Origin of the sequence: Ktedonobacter racemifer DSM 44963 (assembly GCF_000178855.1) — a bacterium.
Classification (GTDB): Bacteria; Chloroflexota; Ktedonobacteria; order Ktedonobacterales; family Ktedonobacteraceae; genus Ktedonobacter; species Ktedonobacter racemifer.
This window is the reverse complement of sequence record NZ_ADVG01000004.1, coordinates 1,649,595-1,670,140: the sequence shown is the minus strand read 5'-3', so window position 1 is coordinate 1,670,140 and position 20,546 is coordinate 1,649,595. Positions and strand designations below refer to the sequence as shown.

Annotated in this window: 19 protein-coding genes and 1 pseudogene; 11 read left to right on the top strand and 9 right to left on the bottom strand. The window is 52.4% G+C overall.

Annotated features, from left to right (window positions below; all coding sequences use genetic code 11):
* Positions 1-191: 191 nt before the first annotated feature.
* Both KRAC_RS72935 and KRAC_RS48935 read right to left on the bottom strand, forming a co-directional pair.
* Complete coding sequence (locus KRAC_RS72935; protein ID WP_007920092.1) at positions 192-971, bottom strand: hypothetical protein; 780 nt, start codon at positions 969-971, stop codon at positions 192-194.
* A gap of 119 nt (positions 972-1,090) precedes the next feature.
* Entirely contained in the window at positions 1,091-1,699 is a 609-nt protein-coding gene (locus KRAC_RS48935) for a hypothetical protein (protein WP_007920091.1), read from the bottom strand.
* A gap of 310 nt (positions 1,700-2,009) precedes the next feature.
* Between KRAC_RS48935 and KRAC_RS48930 the strand changes: the two genes are divergently transcribed.
* Entirely contained in the window at positions 2,010-3,338 is a 1,329-nt protein-coding gene (locus KRAC_RS48930) for an integrase core domain-containing protein (RefSeq protein ID WP_007920089.1), read from the top strand.
* A gap of 877 nt (positions 3,339-4,215) precedes the next feature.
* Here KRAC_RS48930 and KRAC_RS48925 read toward each other — a convergent pair.
* Together KRAC_RS48925 and KRAC_RS48920 are read right to left on the bottom strand one after the other, a co-directional pair.
* Positions 4,216-7,407: a hypothetical protein gene (locus tag KRAC_RS48925; RefSeq protein WP_007920087.1), complete on the bottom strand. Its 3,192-nt coding sequence runs from the start codon at positions 7,405-7,407 to the stop codon at positions 4,216-4,218.
* Positions 7,408-7,574: 167 nt separating this feature from the next.
* On the bottom strand, positions 7,575-8,123 hold the full coding sequence (locus tag KRAC_RS48920) for a hypothetical protein (RefSeq protein WP_040447381.1): 549 nt from the start codon (positions 8,121-8,123) through the stop codon (positions 7,575-7,577).
* A gap of 165 nt (positions 8,124-8,288) precedes the next feature.
* On the opposite strand from KRAC_RS48920, the gene KRAC_RS48915 reads away from it, so the two are divergent.
* The 4 genes from KRAC_RS48915 (at position 8,289) to KRAC_RS48900 (ending at position 12,062) form a co-directional block, all read left to right on the top strand.
* Positions 8,289-9,416 (top strand): ISAs1 family transposase, encoded by a 1,128-nt coding sequence (locus KRAC_RS48915; RefSeq protein ID WP_007920083.1) that lies wholly within the window; start codon positions 8,289-8,291, stop codon positions 9,414-9,416.
* Positions 9,417-9,746: 330 nt separating this feature from the next.
* Complete coding sequence (locus KRAC_RS48910; RefSeq protein WP_007920081.1) at positions 9,747-10,169, top strand: hypothetical protein; 423 nt, start codon at positions 9,747-9,749, stop codon at positions 10,167-10,169.
* Between the two features lie 42 nt (positions 10,170-10,211).
* Complete coding sequence (locus tag KRAC_RS48905) at positions 10,212-10,439, top strand: hypothetical protein (protein WP_007920079.1); 228 nt, start codon at positions 10,212-10,214, stop codon at positions 10,437-10,439.
* Between the two features lie 891 nt (positions 10,440-11,330).
* Positions 11,331-12,062, top strand: coding sequence for a GNAT family N-acetyltransferase (locus tag KRAC_RS48900; protein ID WP_211221471.1), 732 nt, complete (start codon positions 11,331-11,333; stop codon positions 12,060-12,062).
* 498 nt (positions 12,063-12,560) lie between these two features.
* Here KRAC_RS48900 and KRAC_RS48895 read toward each other — a convergent pair whose 3' ends face one another.
* The 3 genes from KRAC_RS48895 to KRAC_RS48885 all read right to left on the bottom strand — a co-directional run bounded on the left by KRAC_RS48895 (position 12,561) and on the right by KRAC_RS48885 (position 15,453).
* Positions 12,561-13,817, bottom strand: a complete 1,257-nt coding sequence (locus KRAC_RS48895) for a protein kinase domain-containing protein (RefSeq protein ID WP_007920076.1) — start codon at positions 13,815-13,817, stop codon at positions 12,561-12,563.
* A gap of 588 nt (positions 13,818-14,405) precedes the next feature.
* Positions 14,406-14,645: a hypothetical protein gene (locus KRAC_RS48890; protein ID WP_007920075.1), complete on the bottom strand. Its 240-nt coding sequence runs from the start codon at positions 14,643-14,645 to the stop codon at positions 14,406-14,408.
* A complete protein-coding gene (locus tag KRAC_RS48885) occupies positions 14,638-15,453 on the bottom strand; it encodes an adenine nucleotide alpha hydrolase family protein (protein ID WP_007920074.1) in 816 nt (271 codons plus the stop codon). Before KRAC_RS48885 ends, KRAC_RS48890 begins: the two co-directional genes overlap by 8 nt.
* A 196-nt stretch (positions 15,454-15,649) precedes the next feature.
* Between KRAC_RS48885 and KRAC_RS69815 the strand changes: the two genes are divergently transcribed.
* The 3 genes and pseudogenes from KRAC_RS69815 (at position 15,650) to KRAC_RS80380 (ending at position 17,351) form a co-directional block, all read left to right on the top strand.
* A complete protein-coding gene (locus tag KRAC_RS69815) occupies positions 15,650-16,447 on the top strand; it encodes an ISL3 family transposase (protein ID WP_083815154.1) in 798 nt (265 codons plus the stop codon).
* Positions 16,359-16,709: pseudogene (locus KRAC_RS80385) on the top strand (helix-turn-helix domain-containing protein); the annotation flags it as partial. The gene KRAC_RS69815 and the pseudogene KRAC_RS80385, both read left to right, overlap by 89 nt.
* Before the next feature lie 189 nt (positions 16,710-16,898).
* The gene (locus tag KRAC_RS80380) at positions 16,899-17,351 is read left to right on the top strand and encodes a transposase (protein WP_040445295.1); all 453 of its coding nucleotides are present in this window, start codon (positions 16,899-16,901) and stop codon (positions 17,349-17,351) included.
* A 39-nt stretch (positions 17,352-17,390) separates the two neighbouring features.
* Here the strand turns inward: KRAC_RS80380 and KRAC_RS48870 are convergent, their stop codons facing one another.
* The gene (locus KRAC_RS48870; RefSeq protein WP_211221469.1) at positions 17,391-17,597 is read right to left on the bottom strand and encodes a hypothetical protein; all 207 of its coding nucleotides are present in this window, start codon (positions 17,595-17,597) and stop codon (positions 17,391-17,393) included.
* A 474-nt stretch (positions 17,598-18,071) separates the two neighbouring features.
* Between KRAC_RS48870 and KRAC_RS48865 the strand changes: the two genes are divergently transcribed.
* Positions 18,072-18,431 (top strand): hypothetical protein, encoded by a 360-nt coding sequence (locus KRAC_RS48865; RefSeq protein ID WP_007920070.1) that lies wholly within the window; start codon positions 18,072-18,074, stop codon positions 18,429-18,431.
* 17 nt (positions 18,432-18,448) lie between these two features.
* Here KRAC_RS48865 and KRAC_RS48860 read toward each other — a convergent pair whose 3' ends face one another.
* On the bottom strand, positions 18,449-18,667 hold the full coding sequence (locus KRAC_RS48860; protein ID WP_007920068.1) for a hypothetical protein: 219 nt from the start codon (positions 18,665-18,667) through the stop codon (positions 18,449-18,451).
* Between the two features lie 321 nt (positions 18,668-18,988).
* On the opposite strand from KRAC_RS48860, the gene KRAC_RS48855 reads away from it, so the two are divergent.
* Positions 18,989-19,372, top strand: coding sequence for a VOC family protein (locus tag KRAC_RS48855; RefSeq protein ID WP_007920061.1), 384 nt, complete (start codon positions 18,989-18,991; stop codon positions 19,370-19,372).
* Positions 19,373-19,664: 292 nt separating this feature from the next.
* Positions 19,665-20,492, top strand: coding sequence for an SMP-30/gluconolactonase/LRE family protein (locus tag KRAC_RS48850; protein ID WP_007920060.1), 828 nt, complete (start codon positions 19,665-19,667; stop codon positions 20,490-20,492).
* The last annotated feature ends 54 nt before the right edge of the window (positions 20,493-20,546 follow it).

Below are 20,546 nucleotides of genomic sequence, written 5' to 3'. Positions count from 1 at the left end.
GCCGACGAGAATGAAAATCTCACTTTATGAGTTCGTTTTACCCGAAAATGGGTAAGAATGCCGGTGTTTTCCATGTCCGGAAGCGAGAAGAGAAAACGATCGTTTTCTCTTCCCTCTTTGGACAAAAAATAGGGCAGGAGGAGAATACCTCACTGCCTATAAGAGGGTTACTTTGCGATTGGTGACAACTACTACTGACAATTTGTAGTGTTTCCAAATACATACCCGCGCCAGAACCACTGACCCGTATGATTTGGTTGCTCGAAAACGAATACCACGCTGTCAGGTGGCTCACTTTTTTCTGGTATGGATGAAAAAATTGATCCTACATCATATGCTACATTTGCATTGGGAATATCCATAAGCTTGTATCCTTTCACAGTTACCCCACTTGTACCATAGAAGGCCCCATTGCAATTAAATTTGGCCTCCTCTGGTGTAATGACTACGCGTCTGATGCTGATGGTGATATTACCACTCATAAGATCATGATAGGTATACCCCCACCCTAAATCCCAATAATCAGCTGGATGGATTGGGGTCAATCGAAAGTTCTTTTGATCTGCGACCTTCTGAATGTCATTATAGTCGTAGTTAGAGTTTGCTGTGGAGAATCGACCTATAAAAGTTGGGAAGTCTGATGTTTGCAATGGGTTACTTGTGTTAACTGTAGGTGTAGAAGTTGTAGTTGCTGGCTGAGTTGTTACTGTATGTGTTGTTATCGATGTGGGGGTCGTAGCTATTTCTGCGTGAAATTTGAGCCAGATGACAAGTACACTAGCACCAATCACGCATAACAGGAAAGCGATAAGTACATAATACCAGGGAGAACGTTTCTGCTTCCTATAGGGATCATAGGGATTGGAGTACCATCCAGTAGGAGGCGGAGGAGGCGGAGGAATAGGAGTTCGCTGAGCTGTTATATCATAAGGGCCAGCAGGATACTCGTGATAAGGTTCTTCGTTGGACATACAAATTCTCTCCAAATCTGATATGAATGGTGTTGTGCCATAGTATACCAGAAAAAAAGCGAGCAGGAGGATGATACCTCACTGCCCTGGTGTTCTTCGATTTCTACCTTATAAATGGGCTAACAGTAGGTCTTCGTCCCCAGCGTGATCAGAATGCTAGAGACCTGATTCTCATCTACAGGATAGGCTGCGCCTCCCGATGCTGTTTCATTATTTTCTGTCCCATCGGTCCTTGAATAGAGGGGAAAGAAACTAATGGTGACTGAGCCAGCTGGAGCCAGTCCTCCTTGCTTATCCAGGAAATCCTGGGGCGGGAAGAGTTTGGCCAGGGTCTTGCTGGTATAGGTGAGTGCCTGGCACTGAGAATTTTTGAAATCATTCTCGTGGGGATCATAGGACTGGATAATAGAAGGACTAGAGGTATCGGTTGGGAAAAATCCCTGGGCAATCGCCTGAGCCTGCGCAAGGGTCGTCGGATGTTTGTTCCCGGCGATAAAGGAAATCTGGACTGCACGTGGCTCCTGGTCGATGCTTCCCTTATCAAAAGAAACAATAACACCATTGCCATCAGGGAATGTATCCATACTCCCACGAAAGACATAGATCGTTGGCGCCTCCGACTGGGCAAGTGGTGCACCATATTTCTTGGCCCACGTTGCAGGCAGGGTTCCAAGTCCTGGAGTACGTACTCCAGGCTGATCCTTCTCCTGATCCGCTGGAACAGTCACTGGAGCAGTGGCCTTCTTGTCTTTATTCTGCCAAAGGAAGTTATATCCAACGGGATTTGCAGGAATGCCTGTATGGCATCCCGATAACACCACACAACACAAAACTAAGACTACTGGTAAATAAGGTGACGAGTGATCAGGTTTTAGGGCGAAGAGTGATCACTCGGTGTATGACTTTGCGTCATCGTCACTTCAGCGCGGTAGCGACTTCGTGTCCATCTCATCCAGGAGAGGGAAGAGAGAACGTGGAGGAAAGGGGTAGAATCAGCACAGAAACTAGTTTCGAGACTCCTCATCTTGGAGGAAGAAAATGATGGAAGAAGAATGGATGCGCGATCGCGCTCGCTTGCGCGATGTGCTGATGCGCTACCCCGATTGGAGGGTGCAGGACTACGCCCAGGCCGTCGGACGGTCGATCAGTTGGGTCAAGAAATGGCGCAAACGCTTGCGCCAGGCCGATCCCCATGATCTACAGGTCCTCTTGTCCCGCTCACGTGCCCATCACGCTCCGTATCCGTCCTGGGACCCACGTGTGGAGGAGCGCATCGTCGAGATGCGCCAGACTCCTCCAGAGCATCTTCATCGCGTACCAGGACCACGCGCTTTGTTGTACTATCTGCAGCGTGATCCAGAGTTGCAAGCCTTGCACGTGCTTTTGCCGCGCTCAACGCGCACCGTGTGGAAGATGTTGCACAAACATGGTTGCATCCTGGAGCACCTCACGCCCAAGAAGCAGCCTCTGGAGTCAAGAGCGCCGCTCGAAGAGATCCAGATGGACTTTAAAGATGTCAGCACGGTTCCCAGCAGTGAAAGTCAGGAAGGGAAGCGGCAACACATTGTGGAGGTGTGCAACTTTATCGATGCTGGCACCTCGGTGCTGCTTTGCGCTCAAGCCCGGGAAGATTTCCATGCGCAAACCGCGATGCAAACTGTCATCGGCTTCTTGCGTGAGCATGGTCGACCGCCGATGATGTCCTTTGACCGCGATCCCAGGTGGGTTGGAAGCAGCAGCGGACGGGATTTTCCCTCTGCCCTTCGTCGCTTGCTGCTCTGTCTGGGCATCCAGCCCAATGTGTGCCCGCCTCACCGACCAGACAAAAATGCGTTTGTCGAGCGGTATCACAAGAGTTACGGGCAAGAGTGTCTGCACGTCCAACGCCCCGGTACCTTGCAAGAGGTTCGAGAGGTCACCGAAGCCTTCATCCAGCACTACAATTGGGAAAGGCCACACCAGGGGTGCGCTTGTCGCAACGTTCCGCCACGGGTGGCCTTCCCAACGTTGCCGACGTTGCCTGCGCTTCCGCAGATGGTGGACCCCGATGCCTGGCTTCAAGCCATCGAGGGACAGATCTTCGTTCGTAAAGTGGGAGCAGATGGGTGTGTGAACGTGGATCTGGCCCCCTACTACATCAGTCAGCAGGTCGCAGGGCAATACATGGCCCTACAGGTGGTGGCGAGCGAGCGAACATTTCTGGTCTGGCATGGCCCCACCATGCTCAAAACAGTGCCCATCAAACATCTCTACGGGCAACAGATGCCCTTGGAAGACTATTTCGCCCTCATGATGCAGGAAGCCCTGGCCGAGGAGCGTCGCCTCTCGGCCAGCCAGCGCCATTTTCGGCAACTGGCGCTCTGGTGAAGCGGAGCTTGGACGACGAACACAACGGAGACGTTCTCTGACCTGTTCAGCTCTGCGGCTGAACGGTTGGAGCCGTATGGCCAGCGACGTCCTCTGCACATCACTTCTCACCACGTCCACACTCTCTCAACCTCAACCATCCACACTCTTTTTTCCGCTTTTCATGAGCAGGGACATATCATGTTCAGGTCTGTTGCTTCTCTTCCCTGATGTGGTTTCAATGAGGCTACTTGGTTGGGGAGACGATGACGCAAAGTCATACACCGAGTGATCACTCTTCGCCCTAAAATCTGTCAACTCTTCGCACTTACTACCCAGGGCAATCGCATCTACTGACCTCGTCATAAACAACTAGTGCTGCTTTTGTTAAATCCACCAGTAACAAAAACAAGCAGGCTTATCGCATGATCCGGTTCTAGAAGCCAATCCGTTTTGCTACTGCACTTAACGAACGGAGCACTAGTCCTACAGTGGGAGTTAGCTTGTGAGTCGGCCTGAGAAGCGCCTTGATGTCTCCACTGAGGGAGTCAGCAAACATCGCCTTGCAAGCCATCTCAGACGAAATTTCTCTCCTAACTCCCACTGTAGGACTAGTGCTGCGTTCCTCATTGGCGCTGACATTCCTGCTAGCTAAACCTATGGGTAAGGCATGCCTGCTTTAGCCCTAGACCTTGATTCAGCGTTTTATTCATACCAATGAGGAACGCAGCACTAGTAAGAGACAAGAGTAATCAGCACTCTTCTACAAACTTTGATGAGCTTTTGTGATCTCAGTTCTGACAGAACCCTCTGCTCTGACGCTGCGTCCTATGTGACCGGCGTCACCCTGCCCGTCGATGGCGGGTTGGTCGTGCCGTAAATGTCGTCTCTCCGTGTGCTATGGGACAAAGGTAAATTGTGCCTGTTCCGCGACGAGGGGCGAAGGGTCTGCCCTATATCCATTCAGCCGCGCGATGACCTCTTCGCTCCATCCGCTGGCCTGCTGCGTTTGCGCGATCAGGGCTACGAGGGCGAGGCGGCGCAGGCGCTCATCGTTGCTGCCAGCCAACGCGCTTTCCAGGCGAACAAGGTCAGCATCCGCCCGCGTGGCTGCTTGCTCAATAGCCTGCTCCGCTTGCGCCAGGGCATCGGCGTGTAGTTCGCTGGAGAGCCGGATGACCTCTGGCGCGATCTCTTCCCAGGGCAGACCCGTGACGACCAGCCTGATGCGCAGCGAGATGGTAAGATGATCCTGGGCAAGGACTGCCAGGATCGCGCGCGAGGTCGGCTCAAGGGCCTTTCTATCGCCGGGCAAAGCGGAGAGGAAGTTGTTACAGGCCGTGTTCAGGGCGCGGCGGTTCGGGAGCAGGGTACGCATAGTCTCGCCTACAAGCTCTGCATCTCTGCCTGTATACGTCTCGAAGACAACTCTGGACGCAAAGGAGCTTTCTCGCGGTACCGTTGAGTCCATCAGCGCGAGCAGGCGCGCATAGCAGGCCCGCCCGGCATCGTTTACCGGATGCGAGAGACAGCGTTTGAGCGTCTCCATGCGCACCTGGATATCAGGATGGTCGAGCAGGGAGGCTATCAGGCTTGCGAGCTTCCCCTGGGCCTGTGGCGACATACCATCAGAAGGGACATGGATAACACCCTTGGCGATGGCGACATCCGTCGAGCGCGCGGCCCCGGCGAAGATCTCCCAGGTTTCGGCATGTTCGACGTAGGGCCAGAGGGCGCGTAACAGGGCCACACGAGCGTCGCGGTGCAGGTCACGTTCGTTCAAGATCAGCAGTTCGCGATAGGCCTCTTCCGTCTCCAATTCGCCAATCAGGCGGATAGCCTCCTTCGCCACCGTGACCCGCTCGAAGGGTACGCTGCGCAGGATGTTGAGCGCCTGGGACTGTGGCATGGCGAGTAAGGCCCCGCGTAGGGAGTAGACGGCAACGCGAGCGCGCTGATCGTTCAGTGCCTCCAATAGCGTTGGTATGCCCTGCCCAGCATCCAGCTTTCCAAGTGCTTGCAGCGCACTATCGCGCATGGGCGAACGCTCATCGCTGGCGAAGGGGATGATGTACGCAGGATCGAGCGCGGGCATGGCGGCAAGCTGGTCGATGACATTGGTCAATGAAGCTGTCGCTCGCTCGTTATCCCGGGATATCTCTAGCAGGGTGAGCGCGAAGAATTCCTGTTGCGTCGGCGTCCAGCGATAGAAGCCATCGCGTATTCCCATGACGAAGCGTGTCTTACCCGTCCCGAAGCGTCCCTGGAAAGCGTTCTGTCCCAGGAAGGGCGTCAGGAGATCCTGGCGCTTAGCATGCAGATAGTTGTAAACGATAAAGATAGTGATACTGCTTGGGTCCTGTTCCACCAGGCGCGGAACGAGTATGCTCAGGCGCTCAGGCATATGATCGGCAAAGACACTGATGACGCCGCTGATCGTTGAGGCGCTGCGCGTGTGATCGAGCAGCGAGGCCAGGATATCGGCCAGTTCATTGAAGACCCGGAAGCGACGGCCAAGAGCGCGGGCCACGTTGAGCAGTTGTGATTCGCGTTCCTGTTTCTGCCACGCCTGCAGAATGGGAAGGAGCGGAACCGCGAGAAGCCGGACATGGGCCTCGGTGAGATAGTCTTGAAGGTCCCGCGTCGTCACGTTCCCGCGCGCACGCCAGAAGATAGCCAGTTGCTCCGCGCACCACTGAGGGTGAAATGCGAAGAGTTGTAGGATAATGCGTTCAGCCTGACTCGCGGTGTACGCGGAAAGGTCTCTGGCGTCGAGTGTGTCCTGGATGATCCGCGCGAGATCCGACAGGTGCTCGGCATGCCATATACTACGTGGTAGCTCGACAAGCGCGGCAAGCATGGCATAACGTACCGGGTCCTGCTCATTGCGCCGCGCGCGTACCAGTTGCAATACGTCCGCCAGGTGGTCGCGCTGGTAACGGGCTGTTGTAATCAGGGCTTGTAGGGCCAAGATCCGTAAGTCGGCGTCAGGAGTGTTGAGTGTGCTGGCAAGCGCGGCGCGAGCCTCATCCCACGGTAGGGCGGCGGCATATTGGAGACGCTGGGAAGGGTCCGCTTGTAAAGCGGGAAGCTCAAGGTGACGTCGCCCTTCCCGAACACGCTGCTCAGTTGGCAGGTGCGCGACAACCTCGTAAGGCAGAGCGCTATCTTCATCGCGCCAACCTCGATGGCAGGCGGTATACGTCGCTAGGCGCTGCTCTGGCCTGAGTTGTGGAAAATATTCTGTGCTGATATTGTCTGGAAAGCTCGTAAATAGGGTTACAAGTCGCTCGCTATCCAGGCGATGCGCGATATCGTCAAACTCAAGATCAGTTTTCACGCCCGCCTGGATCACGAGATCCACGACCTCGGCAGGACGTCTTTCAAGCAATGGCTGGAGGCTCAGGTGGTTCAGAGGAAATACCGATGCCATGGTGCGAACGAGGTCTAGTCCCAGGTCGGGGGCCAGGCGAGCCAGGAGTGGCATGACCTCGTTCACCTGTTGGACAAGGTAGATATTGGGGCCGTCAGCCGTGGTGGCGCGAGCCTGCAATTGCGCGACCGCTATTGCAGGGTAATACCGAGTCAACCGCTTCCATTGAACCATCCCAAACGCCTCTATCACCTGCCCAAGGTGGCGCGTGACGACCTCTTGCGAGGCGAAAGGAAGTACATTCTTGAGGTATGTGTCATGGCGTGTGGCAAGCATCTCAATATACGCATCAACCGGGGCCTGCCTGCTGCGCTGGGCGAGCGTGGTGAGCAGCACATCGCGCAGGTCCTGCGGGAGCGTGTCAAGCGCGCCCGGTAGCTCCGCGTCACCACAAACGAGCGCGGCAATACTCGTAGCAAGCTTGCGCACACTGAGGGACGGATCGGAGAGCGCGTGTAAGATCAGCTTGGAGTCGCGGCTCCCGTGGCATGATTGTACCGCCAGGACTCGTTCATAGACATTGCCACGCGTCAGGGTCGCGATAGTCTCGCTCACGCTGGCGTCACTGGCAGCCAGGCGACCAAGCTCAACCATGCGGCGCGTGCGTCCGACATGGTTGAGTCTCTCACACTCTTGTAATAGTTGTTCCGGCGTCATTGCTTCTCCTTCGCATCTATAAGCCATTTTGTGTAGTATTTGCATGTATGAGTATAGTATGCGTCTGAAACAAAGCTGTCAATCAGGCCACGTGGAAAAACAGGGCAATCGCATCTAAATGAAAGTAGGAATGAAGAGGAGAAGAGCCGATTTGAGTAGCAGATACCTCAAGAATTGTTTTGAGGAGGTTTGTATTGCATGGAAATAAGCTTTCCTGACCGTCCATCAAGGATAAATTCTGCCGGTCCAGAGAAACTGCCACCTATTGGAGCTTGTGAAATGCTAATAATGTCGCCTTGTACCGAAGAAATGCTGATAGTGTCCTGACTCAGTTCTTCTGATTCCCACACAAGCCTGGCCTCTTGATCATAACAACACACCCGCTCATTTGTCGTCACAAACAGATATTCGTCAGTTGGATACAGATGGTGAAAAAAGCCCCAGGAAGGCTTGTTGATGATCTGTCGCTGATCTGCATCCAAGGAGATGAAAGAGACCTCTCCTGGAGATCGAAGCACAAGCCATTGCTTCCATATGCATACATCTATATCATGGGTATAGGCATTGACGAGAAGGTAGGGCTCTTCATCCTGAGTAACCACACAATAATATTCTGGAGTTCCCAAACCCTTTGGAACCTCTCCCACAAAGAAAGGTTCCAGAGTGGTCCATGGTTCTTCAATCGTTCGTCTCAGCCACGCGTGAAAATACTTCACAAGAATCGTCCCCCTTTTTTGCATCGGAGGATAGTATACCATTCAGTCAAATGAAGAGCGACTATTGACGCGAAAAGAGAAACCCAGAAGAAAACCCTCCAGAGCAATTACATTGCTCTTTTGAGGGGATGATAAAATAAGGTCTAAAAACCAGGAGACGATGGGATGAAAGAAGTGATGCAAGCGCTGGAAACCGTCTTTGCTCAGGTAGAAGACCCACGTATCGAGCGAACGAAACAGCACCGGTTGCGGGATATTCTGATCATAGCGATCTGTGGCGTAATCTGCGGAGCAGAAGGATGGGTGGGGATTGAAGAATTCGGAAAGGCCAAGGAAGCTTGGTTCACCGAACTGCTCCAGTTACCAAATGGAATCCCTTCACATGATACCTTTGGTCGGGTTTTTGCTCTCATTGATCCCAAACAATTTGAAGCCAGTTTTGTGCAGTGGGTGCAGGAGATCAGCCAAAGGGTCAAAGGCGTGATCGCCATAGATGGGAAGACCCTTCGACGTTCGCATGACGGAGCCACCAAGAAGAAGGCCTTGCATGTGGTCAGTGCCTGGGCAGTGGAAAACCGCCTGGTTTTAGCTCAGCTTGCCACCAAGGAAAAGTCCAACGAAATCACTGCCATCCCGCTGCTTTTGCGACAACTGGCACTGGAAGGGTGTCTTGTCACCATTGACGCCATGGGAACGCAAACCAAGATTGCGGAACAGATCATCGAACAAGGGGGAGAGTATGCCCTGGCCCTCAAGGATAACCACAAAGATCTCTGTCAGGAGGTCATCGCGACCTTTGCGCTAGCAACAAAGGATGCTGAGGCATCGGTTGAATCTCTGCGCACGGTGGAAAAAGGGCATGGTCGCCTGGAGATCAGGGAGTATCAGACCATTTCTGATCCAACCATCCTAAGCTACCTTGATCCAGGGCAGTGCTGGAAAGGGTTGCGCGGGATTGGCAAGGTCCAAGCAGAGCGTCGGATTGGTGAGAAAGTCAGTCGAGAGACCCGCTATTTTCTGCTTAGCTTTCCTTCGATCAAAACGTTTGCTGAGGCCGTGCGCAGCCATTGGGGGATTGAAAACAGTGTGCACTGGATCCTCGATCTGGCTTTCCGTGAGGATGAATCCCGTGTTCGCCAGGGGCATGCTGATGAAAATCTGGCGGTGTTGCGTCACATCAGCCTCAATCTCTTACATCAAGAAAAATCGTCTCGTGTTGGCATCCAGACCAAACGTCTCAAAGCCAGTTGGGATCAGAACTATCTTCTTCGCGTTCTGGATGGGGTTAATTAGATGCGATTGCCCTGACTTACTACCAACTACAACGAGGGGAAGAGCACGCATCATGCGCATAGTTATCCTAACTCCTTTTCCACATAACAGAGAAACATTAACTCATGAGTATGCTTAGTATAGCAGAAAGGGTGACAAGATTGAATCCTGCCACCTTCTTCTTCTTTCTCAAGTTCTGATTTAGCCGAAGAATCGGAACTTCTACTTATTCTTGGCAATACTTTTGCAGTGATCCATTCATCCCACTGGCACCATTTACAATGATCAACCTTCAGCTTGATCGTTCTGCATAGAGAAGATGTATATTCTCGCCTGGAGGAGAAAGAATCTATGCCACAGCCACAATGGCGACCAATCAGCTTTTTGCCCACGCTTGCCACTCACATCGATGGGATGCTGGAAGCTGACCAGGAACAATACCACAATCTGTTGCAGGCAAAAGACAAACCTTATATCCTCGACGACTACACTGTCGGCAGAGTGAAGAACGCCTTCACCACCGCGAAGAATGACTTGCCCCTTTTTGATGAGCAACTAAGACGTTGGGGAGCGGAAAAGACGACGGACGCCCAGCGCCAGGAAATTATTCGGCTCAAGGAGCAAATGCAAAAGTTACACGAGGCTGTTGACCAGGTGCTAGCGTTGGCCGATGAGCTAGCAAAGAGTACGATTGAGAAACAGCTTGCAAAGTCTGATGAGGAGTTAGGGATAGAGTATCTGATGAGGATGCTTGGTGGCGAGCAGAAGTTATAGGTGCAAACGTATTGCTGCTAGCGAGCGAGGAAAGACAAACTGATGCCTTCAGCAGATAGTATGTATGAGCAAGCAGCACAGGCAGCGAGAGCCAGCCGAGGGACGCTTTGGTATCTCGACAAAAAGCTTTCCGAGGGAGAGATTACGCTACCGGAAAATCTCCCAATACGCATGTGGATTTTCACGATGAAGCACCGGCTCGCTGGCCATATGAGCTATGAAATCGTCGTCTGGAACCGAACTCGCTTTATTTCCATTGAAATGCAGTAGTTCCGGGAGTGTAGATTGTACGTATAAGTTTTGCGCTTTCGGTACATGAGTTTTGCGTACAACTGCCATTCGTCAAAGGGTAGGCCCTTGAGTATTAACGGACCGGAATACCACGCTAAGTACTTAGCGTGGTATTCCGGTCCGTTAATACTCAAGGGCCTTTTGGTGCATTCATAGAAATGGAGGATACGAGAATTAGGTTATATTGCATAGATGTTTTTTGTCACCAGAAAAGAGGGCTCCGCGTCATAAATAAATGAGACCACAAATGTTGAGGTTTGTGGTCTCGTCCCTTAGATGTCACAGAACTTCGTCGGCAAACAAAGTTCTGCACTCCCTTAGCAAAAGGAGATAATTTTAATTGTCTACATTCTCGAACGGAGGAGGCGACTCACACGTCACAAATTCTCTCGCCAGCTCCAGGTCCAAACATAAGAAAAGGCCATCTACCAAACTTAGCCAAGCCCAATGGTTCCTAACCCTCTGCACTCCTGTTTATGTATGCATGGCATTTGTTAGCTATCTCATCACAAGAGACATAGTTACAATCGGAGCAACAACTGTCTTCTCAGGGCTGGCCTACATCGTGTACCGCTACCATTTTCGCTAACCTAACTTATTAGACGCCAAAGAGCCAGGTCTTGTGACATTTTCCACCTGGCTCTTTACCACCTAACCGGTGTCGATGTCCTTTGCCAGAATGATTTGCCGAATCGTGCCATAAAGTTTGCCGCCACGAAGAAAGCGGTGATATGCTTGGGAATGGAAGCGGAACTTGTCTTGTTCGAAGAATGATGGAATGAATCGAAAGGAATGCTTGTGGTGTCGTCACTCTTGGATTTCTCAGGCACGGAGAAACCTCGCCAGATCCAGGAAAACCTCATGGCGTACATGCGTCTGTTTGCTGGGCTGTCCGGTACGATGCTGTATGACGCGGAGTCGTTCTGGTTCGTGAGCAACACGTCCGCCCCCGGCAACATCATCCTGCGAACACGTTTCGACGCTTCTCGCATAGAGGAGCAGATAGATACCATGCTCGAACAAGTCGGCCACTATAGTGATCAGATCGATTGGTTTGTCTTCCCGGACGACCAACCTGCCGACCTGGGGAACCATTTGGAAGCACGTGGGATGCCGGGCGGTCCGGGCGGGAACTGGTTGTGGGCCGATCTGACCTCCCTGAGTGCTGACCCCATCTCGCCGAACCGTTTTCGTGTCGAACAAGTCCTCAACGATCAGATGCTGGCGCAGTGGGTCCACGTCTCGAAGGCCGGCTTTGGCTCAGACCTGGCGCTGTTCTACGATGCCTATGCACGGCACGGGTATGGGCCAGATGCCTTTTCGCTGCACTACATCGGGTATCTGGATAACACGCCGGTAACTTCTGGCACGCTGTTGGATGCGGGAGGGTGTGCGACGATCTACGATGTCTCGACTCCACCAGCTTTCCGCCGTCAGGGGTTTGGGAGAGCGATCACACATGTTTTGATGCAGGAGATTCGTCGCCGAGGCTATGCCGATACCTGGATGTGGTCCTCGAACATGGCAAAAAGCGTTTATCAAAAGCTCGGATATATTGAGGTTGATTTTGGCTTACGGGAACATTCATGGCAGAAGCGATAACGAATCAGATCAGGTGGCAGAACATCGGGATCAAGGGTCGAACAAAGCGGCAACATTTATGGCACGATTCGGCAAATCATTCTGGCAAAGGGCAGTCGAGGAATTTACACAGAGGTAAGGGTTCCCTCCCAAAAACAAAAAAGCCCTGCTATGCGCTTCTCAGGGCTTTACGACACCCAACAAAGAGAGGAGCAATCGTCATGGAGGCCTCAGCTGCCGGGTGCGGCAAGGTTTTTTGCGTGAGGCGGAGTTCAGGCAACAAACCGCCACCACAAGCGGCATCGACACATTGAGAGCTTTCTTGAAGAGATGATCATGGGAGATCCGTATGCAACATCGTGTTCTGGCGTGATGGGCCTTCCTCCTCCTCTTCGCTTCAGGCTCGTTCTGGCAAGCAGAACTGCTATGCCTTTTGTTTTGTTTGCTGTTCTCAGTATTCTCTGTCGGCATCAGATCGGTGTCAGATGCTCTTCTAGCTTCTGCCTAAGATAAGTATGTCTAGATTCCTGGTTGAATGTCTCGCGCTTTTTGAAACGCCAGTTCTGCTTCTGTTGTTTGCCCCATCTGTTTGAGCACAAAGCCTTTGTTATAGTGGGCAGTGGCATCTGTCGGGTCAAGGCGAATGGCCTGCTCATAGGCGAGCACCGCCTCCTCTGGTCGCCCGAGCTTGTAGAGCACATTGCCTTTGTTATAGTGGGCATCGACATGCGTTGGGGCAAGGGAAATGGCCTGCTCATAGGCGAGCACCGCCTCCTCTCGCCGTCCGAGCTTGCCGAGCGAGAATCCTTGGTTATTGAGCCTTCCTGCTTGTATTTTGGCAGGTGGAGGCATTTCACGTGGATATGGGTGTCCTTCCAGATGAGCATAGATCACCTGCACGTCCGTTGCCACTTCCAGCAGTGTAGCGGGACGCTCCTCTGCTCGCCACGCAAAACAGCGTGCGAGCAGTTTCACCAGTTCGGTTGGTATGGGCGGAATGGCTTCATCCTGCGGTTTGTGGCTTGCCAGGACCTCACGCGCCTGTATGCCACTCTGCCAGGTCACCTCGCCCACAAACATTTCGAGCACCAAGACCCCCCAGCTCCAGATATCGGTCTTGCGGCTCAAGGGACGTCCTGCTGCCTGCTCTGGTGAACAATAGGCCGGGGTCATTCCGCGCGAGCTCACGAGAATGCTCTCAAGCCCTTCTGTTTCCCTTTGCTCTCCTTGCTCACTCGCTCTTACTCGGGCTTTCGCCAATCCGAAATCGGTCACTTTGGCAATCCCCCACGAGGTCATCATCACATTGGCTGGTTTGACATCCTGATGGACCAGCCCCTGTTCATGGGCTGCGTGTAGTCCCCAGGCACACTGGATAGCGATATCAAGCATGCGTTCTAGCGCACGCGCTGTTCCTCCCTGGTACAAGGTTTGTCGGCGAATCCAGTCCGCAAGGCTTCCTCCATCGATATATTCAACGAAAATCCGTGGGATGTCGTCTACCATCTGCACAAAAGCACACCGGACGATGTGAGGATGATCATTCAGGTTCACCCACGTTTCCGCCTCACGCATGAAGCTCTCTTTGCCTCCTGCCTTGGTGAAGACGTCTGGTTTGGGGCTCTTGACTGCCAGGACATTGTTCCAGTAGCGCAAATGCACCTTGTAGACAACGCCCATACCCCCTTCGCCCAAGATGCCTCTCACTTCGCACACATCCTGGATGATAGGGATGATATCGCCAATCTTCCAGACGAAACGCTGTTTGCTCTTCATGTCCTGTCCTCTCCTTGTGATCGTATCATGGGTGCATGACCTGGTGAGAGACCTGTTCATGCGTTGCTTCTGTAGAGATACGTTTCTATTGTAGTATCTTCTAGAAGTCTATGGCTATGGTCACACTCTGGAAATCTGGTGGAAACACGATGGAGAACGAACGGGAGGAGGGCACAAGATGTGTAAAACGTTCTCACTATGAGCGATTTTTATACGTCTCCTGGACCTTCCTCAATGACCTTAGCAGAAGTCGAATCCTAGCGTTCTAGAGGGCATGAGCAAAAATAAAGCAGGCAATTTGACGAGGTTTCTTTCTGCTTATGGATCTTTGTGGAAATGAGAACATCCTTTCCCTCGCTCAAAAAAATCCTCACGTGCAAAATCGTTCCGCTACACCTCAATCGCGTTGTTCTCTCTCATTGTACCATCTCTCTATGCCCAGATGAGCTCGACGCAAAAAAACTTGCCGCACCCTCAGCTGCCGGCGGGATGACGATTGCCCCGTGTACTCTGACCATTCCTATTTGTTTTTTTTTGCATATCCCCCCGAAACGGTGTACTCGTTTCGGGGGGATATGCAAAAACCCCCTATTTAGCTCTGATCGCTCGGCCAGTAGCGACCGACAAACGATTCCGGTACGGCTCTGGAGTTGCAGGCATGTCAGGAAAGCGAACCTGATACAATATCCCCTTTTCACCAGTCCTGGTGTTAATCACTACTTCCCATGCTTTTGTCACCACGGCTTCCACCCAACCGTACTCCGATGAGACTTCAACCGTCTCACCGCCTGTAAAGCGGAACTCTTTGTCAACAATAACTTTATTCATAGCTAGGATCTCCTTCTTGCACCTCCAGGATTTGAGCAAGCGAATACCCATGCTGTATTGTATGGCCCGTTGCAGCCTCGACCTCCAGGGCACGTTCTATCACTGCGCGCCCCTCCTGCACATAGTAGCTTGCCCGTAGCTGCCCAGGTGACTTGAGGAAACACATCACGCAGGACATACGAGGGCCGCCCTCCTTGTCTACCTCATACATCTGATACTGCGTCATCCCCTGCGCCTCATAGCAGTAGTGAGGCTTTACATCATACTGGCGCATCTTGCGAAAGACTTCTATGCGCTTCCAGGTAAGGATAGGTCGGTACTCATCCATCCATCCCTGTTTCAAGCCAGATCGCCCACGCCACACTGGTAACTTTGCCCGCCCTCGCGACTTCAGCGCCCGCTCGCCCATACAGACGACTGGCGAATCCCCCAGCATCTCAGCGTTGGCTCTGGCCCACGAGTTGAAGTTATCGCGCTTAAAGTAGGATGTACAGAACCTGACCGCCAGAGAGGGCCATGCTCGCCGCCACTCAACAAGATCAAGTACACTCTCAACCTGGCGCAAGTATGCCGCTTTGTGTGAACCACACTGGCGACACCAAGGCGAGGCAGAGCTGGTACAGGAAACTAAGTAATGGTTCTGGCACTCCTGGCATACGTAGCCGCTGTATCGCGCCTGGGTGCTAAAGAGCGGGACACCTAAGAGGCCGCATATGTCCTCGCAATATTCGACCGTTCCCGGCCAGTCCTCCAGTACAATTTGATGATGCGCAATAAGCTGATCACGCGAGATTATGCCCTCCTGCACCTGTAAATGTGATTACTTGATGGCGTAGTTTTTTGATAATTATATGACACCTATTACAAACAGCTCTCTTAATGGAAGAGAGCTTAGACCAGCCAGCAAAGCTCTCTCCATCGCTAAGGGAAGAAAAAGGCAATGCTGGTATTATGCCAAATAATTATCAAATTTTGCGGTTCTTTCTCACTTTCCGTGAAAAGGGATGAGTGATAGAATAAGATCCAGCAAAAGTTTTGTTCCACTTGTTCCCCACGAAGAAAGATACTCACATTCCATGATCTCTCCGTTCGTCTTTCCTTCTTCCAATGACCTCTTGCTAGAAGTGGTCTCCTGGGAGAAGGATACTTTGCTTTTGCACGTACGATCTTCTCAGGCAGAAGGTACTTGCCCTGGGTGTCATCAGATCTCTAGACGTGTTCACAGCCGATATATGCGTACGCTTGCTGACTTACCTTGCCAGGCGCAGGTGGTTCGTCTGCATCTGCAGGTTCGCCGCTTTTTCTGTGATGAGGCCACCTGCCCGCGCAAGACGTTTGCAGAGCAATTTCCCACGTTTGCGCTCCCATATGCTCGTCGCACCTCGCGACAGGCCAATGTGTTACGCGAGGTAGCATTTGCCCTGGGAGGAAAGCCAGGAGCTCATCTGGCGGAAAAGCTTCGGATGCCTGCAAGTTTGCATACCCTGTTACGTCTCATTCGCCGCTCTGCAGTTCCTGATCCAGTGCCGCCACGGGTTGTTGGGATGGACGAGTGGGCATGGCGCAAAGGACGTCGGTATGGCGCAATTCTTTGCGATCTGGAACGGCATATTCCTATTGATCTCCTCCCTGACCGGGAGGCCGACTCGGTCATCACCTGGCTGAAGGCGCATCCCAGTGTGGAGATTGTCAGTCGAGATCGCAGTACTGAGTATGCCGATGCAGCCCGACAGGGAGCTCCTCAAGCCATTCAGGTGGCAGACCGTTTTCACGCGGGTCAAGAATTTGGGAGATGCACTTGAACCCATTCTTGACCGAAACAAAGGGTGTCTTCGCTTCACGGAAGAGCCTAGGCCAGATGCCCAAAGGGAGGGGCAAGCATCCCCCCCACAGCCTCCAGTTCTCAGTGAGATCCGTCCTGCACCCAGCAAAAAGGCTGAGGGGATCCGTTTAGCACAGCGCCAAGAGCGTCAGGAACGCTATGAGCAGGCTATCGCCCTGCGTAAACAAGGCTTCAAAATTGCAGAAATTGCCTCTCGCATTGGTGTCCATCGCAGAACCATTGAACGCTTTCTTGCCGCACCGTGCTTTCCAGAGAAAAAGCGCCGCCGTGCCGAGCAAACCAAACTGGAGGCGTATCACTCCTACCTCTGGGAGCGATGGCAGGCAGGGGTACACAATGCCTCTCATCTGTTTCGGGAACTCACAACTCTTGGCTACAAGGGAAGCTATGCTTCAGTCAATAAGTATCTCGTGTGTCTGCGCACCGGGGCCCGTTTGCCTGCTACTCCGATACCTCCTGCTGTTCGAACGCTGACCGTCAAGCAAGTGCGTTTCCTGTTTTTACGCTCTCCTACCGACTTACAACGAGAAGAACAGCAAGATCTGCAGAAAATCTTAGACCGCAGTGCTGACCTGGCTTTGATCTACCAACTCGTCCAGCAGTTTCGGGAGATGCTCCACCACCGTCGTGCTGATCAACTTGACGACTGGTCACAACAAGCTCTTCAAAGCTCGTGTCCCGAACTACATAGTTTTGTCGCTGGGCTTCGCAAGGACTGGAAGGCTGTCGTAGCAGCCTTCACTTTGGAATGGAACAACGGAATGGTTGAAGGACATGTGAATCGCCTGAAATTGATCAAACGACAAATGTACGGACGGGCTGAATTTGACCTACTCCGCCAGCGAGTCCTTCATTGTGCTTGACCTTTTCACGGAAAGTGAGAAAGAACCATTTTGCCGCCATCAAGTAATCACATTTACACCCAGGGCGAGGAGGTCAAGCTCTGCATCGAATTGTGAGATTGTTACCCAGCGAGGGATGACGCAAACAGTATTGCCATGGAGCATCACTTGGCCGCGTACCTGGATATGCACGACCACCTGATATTGTTCAGTGTAGAGGAGTGCTGCGTGACGTATAACGTCAATGCGTCTAGGAAGCGGTAGCACGACGGACTCTCGTATGCCCAAAGCACCCATGACTTATCCCCTTGTCAGTCAGTAGTAGAAGTGTAGCACCATTATAGCCGCTTGCTGCCTCTGGTGCCACAGTGTACGGAGCCGATCACCCCGGCGAGCGTGACGCCTAATTCCGGGTCACACGTTCCACCTGGCGCTCGGATTGTGACCCGTGTCCAGCCGTCTCACTTGCGGCTCCAGCTCGTTCGAGTGACAGCCGCCAAAAGTCACAAGGCTTGCGCCTGGCTGAGGATGTGACCACGGCAAAAGGGTAGGAATAGGGTACAATGGAGGCGAAGCGACAATTTTGTGAAGGAGCAGCTTACCATGAGTGAGGAGCAAGCCCCCTACCATTCCTCTAGCCAAAGAGGGGTGAAATGAGCGAAGCTGTCATAGCCCGCAAAGTAAGTAAAGGGCAGCGAGTGCGTCGCCCTTACCATATTGAAAAGAATGAGGGGTGTCATAATGTCTAAGCACAGAGACTATATAACTTGGGTAGATTCAAAGACAAATGAGCGTAAATCGCTTATCGGCGAACTTCTTGATGCCGACCAAACCGAAGCAGGAGGGGCAAATAAACTTCACATAGAAGGGCTGCCCCCTCACGAGCAGTATGCTATCTTTATGGCAATGATTAAAAGGGAAAACAAGGCCCTGACATCAGTCAATGAGGTGTTTGAAAGCTATGTAAAGTATGCCCGTGAAAAGGGAGCGCCGCCTGTGGCAAGGGATAGATTTATAACTGAGACGAAGGCAAGGAAGAATGCGACCCTGGTTAGGATCGGAGACAAAGACTATTTTCTTGGCCTCGGCCTAAAAAAGTAGCGCCTGGTGGATCCAATTTACTTACGTGCTACTTTGCGGGCTATGACAGCTTCGCTCATTTCACCCCAAAGACAGCGCCCCGGAGCCAAGGGCGAGACAAAGGTTTTTTTTTGCATATCCCCCCGAAACGAGTACATCGTTTCGGGGGGATATGCAAAAAAAACCACCTTGCCCCCATTCGCGCGAAATTCCTCGATGATCTGCCGATTCCAGGCATTAAAGTTGGGTTCTGCCATAGGCACCTCGCCGTAACATGCTTGACGTATGTGGCCAGTGCAAAGTGAGCAAAAAACTGGAACAGGAACGTGGCGTTTGACGCGCCTGACGCGAGGGGTATCATGGTCGGTGTGAGATCTGGCAGAACTGGGTAAGATCCAATAAGCTGCTGATTTTTTGGCAATTGTTCTGTTGAAAGCATCTCTTCTTCGTCTGCCGAAGGGCAAGATTCGAGAAGTTTTTTCTGCTCACCAGGAGTATTCTGTTTCTACTTGCAAAATGCAAGAATAATTATGTACATGATCGAAGGAAAGTGTACTGTAAATAACAAGGAGAGAGATATGTTTCAACCAAAAACAGCATTTAGCGGGTTTTCAGTGAATGATCTGGCAAAAGCTAAGGCATTTTATATTCAGGCTCTAGGGCTACACGTGGTCGAAGAGGGCGGCGGCCTCCGGCTTCATTTGCCTGGTGGAGGCACAGCGTTTGCCTATCCAAAAGACAATCACCAGCCAGCGACGTTCACGATGCTGGATTTTGTCGTTGATGACATTGATGCTGCGGTTGAAGAACTCAAAAGCCGAAGCGTCAGCTTTGAGCGCTATGAAGGAATGGTGCAAGATGAGAAGGGCATCATGCGCGGCATCTCTCAAAAGATGGGGCCTGATATAGCCTGGTTTAAAGACCCGGCTGGGAACATATTAGCCGTGTTACAGGCGGAATAACCTCATACTGACATGGCTTCATCGCGTTTCTCTATAGTTCGATCATTAGTTGTAAATTATGGAAATAAGCTTTGATTTCTTGCCCATTATGCTAGGCGGTTCTTGCTTCACGTTCTCGCGGGATGAGGCTCGCGAGAATGACTTCATAGGCGAAAGAAGAAGAGATACTTTCAACAGAACAATTGCCAAAAAATCAACAGCTTATTTCCATAATTTGCACTCTACTTGCAAGGTGCAAATAGAAACAGGAGGACAGAGATCCTGTGAATCTTTTGATAAAAGGAGTCTTCACATGCCTGAACTGCAAACCTTGTTGACTGGTCTCGCGTTCGGCGAGTCGCCGCGTTGGCACGAGGACCGTCTGTGGTTTTCCAACTGGGGCACTCAGGAGATCGTTGCCGTCGATCTGGAGGGCCAAAGCGAAGTCATGACCCGCGTGCCGACCACGATTCCCTTTTGCATCGACTGGCTGCCCGATGGGCGTCTGCTCGTCGTCTCAGGGCGTGAGGGACTTCTCCTGCGCAGGGAGCCCGACGGGGAGCTGGTGACCCATGCTGACCTGCGCAGCCTTGCTGACATCTGGAACGAGATCGTCGTGGATGGTCGCGGCAACATCTACGTCAACGGTGGCAGCTTTAATGCTCCTGGAATCATTGCGTTGCTCACCCCCAATGGGTCGGTGCGCCAGGTGGCTGACAACATTGCTTTTCCGAATGGGATGGCCGTGACATCCGATAACAAGACACTGATAGTCGCCGAGTCCCACGGGAACCGTCTCACGGCTTTTGACATCGATGGAGACGGCGGTCTGTCGAATCGGCGAGTCTGGGCCGCGCTCGAAGGAGCTGCCCCTGATGGTATCTGTCTCGACGCTGAAGGTGCCGTTTGGTACGGTGATGTCCCGAACAAGTGTTGCGTGCGGGTGAGAGAAGGTGGTGAGGTTTTGCAGACGATCCATCTTGACCGTGGCTGCTTCGCGTGTATGCTCGGAGGGGGAAAGAAGCAAACGCTGTTCCTGATGGTAGCCGAGTGGCGTGGTTTTGAGCACATGGCAGACCAGACACGAACGGGCCAGATCCTCACCACCCGTGCGCCCGCACCAGGCGTCGGGTGGCCGTAGCCGAGGAGCAGCGCGGTGCGATCTCACGAGAATGAGGCAGTTCTAGAGAGCACA

Excerpts from the sequence above, each read along its gene's own strand:
- KRAC_RS72935 (WP_007920092.1), bottom strand. The coding sequence starts at position 971 with ATGTCCAACGAAGAACCTTATCACGAGTATCCTGCTGGCCCTTATGAT.
- KRAC_RS48930 (WP_007920089.1), top strand. The coding sequence starts at position 2,010 with ATGATGGAAGAAGAATGGATGCGCGATCGCGCTCGCTTGCGCGATGTG.
- KRAC_RS48925 (WP_007920087.1), bottom strand. The coding sequence starts at position 7,407 with ATGACGCCGGAACAACTATTACAAGAGTGTGAGAGACTCAACCATGTC.
- KRAC_RS48915 (WP_007920083.1), top strand. The coding sequence starts at position 8,289 with ATGAAAGAAGTGATGCAAGCGCTGGAAACCGTCTTTGCTCAGGTAGAA.
- KRAC_RS48910 (WP_007920081.1), top strand. The coding sequence starts at position 9,747 with ATGCCACAGCCACAATGGCGACCAATCAGCTTTTTGCCCACGCTTGCC.
- KRAC_RS48905 (WP_007920079.1), top strand. The coding sequence starts at position 10,212 with ATGCCTTCAGCAGATAGTATGTATGAGCAAGCAGCACAGGCAGCGAGA.
- KRAC_RS48900 (WP_211221471.1), top strand. The coding sequence starts at position 11,331 with ATGCGTCTGTTTGCTGGGCTGTCCGGTACGATGCTGTATGACGCGGAG.
- KRAC_RS48895 (WP_007920076.1), bottom strand. The coding sequence starts at position 13,817 with ATGAAGAGCAAACAGCGTTTCGTCTGGAAGATTGGCGATATCATCCCT.
- KRAC_RS48890 (WP_007920075.1), bottom strand. The coding sequence starts at position 14,645 with ATGAATAAAGTTATTGTTGACAAAGAGTTCCGCTTTACAGGCGGTGAG.
- KRAC_RS69815 (WP_083815154.1), top strand. The coding sequence starts at position 15,650 with ATGAGTGATAGAATAAGATCCAGCAAAAGTTTTGTTCCACTTGTTCCC.
- KRAC_RS48865 (WP_007920070.1), top strand. The coding sequence starts at position 18,072 with ATGTCTAAGCACAGAGACTATATAACTTGGGTAGATTCAAAGACAAAT.
- KRAC_RS48860 (WP_007920068.1), bottom strand. The coding sequence starts at position 18,667 with ATGGCAGAACCCAACTTTAATGCCTGGAATCGGCAGATCATCGAGGAA.
- KRAC_RS48855 (WP_007920061.1), top strand. The coding sequence starts at position 18,989 with ATGTTTCAACCAAAAACAGCATTTAGCGGGTTTTCAGTGAATGATCTG.
- KRAC_RS48850 (WP_007920060.1), top strand. The coding sequence starts at position 19,665 with ATGCCTGAACTGCAAACCTTGTTGACTGGTCTCGCGTTCGGCGAGTCG.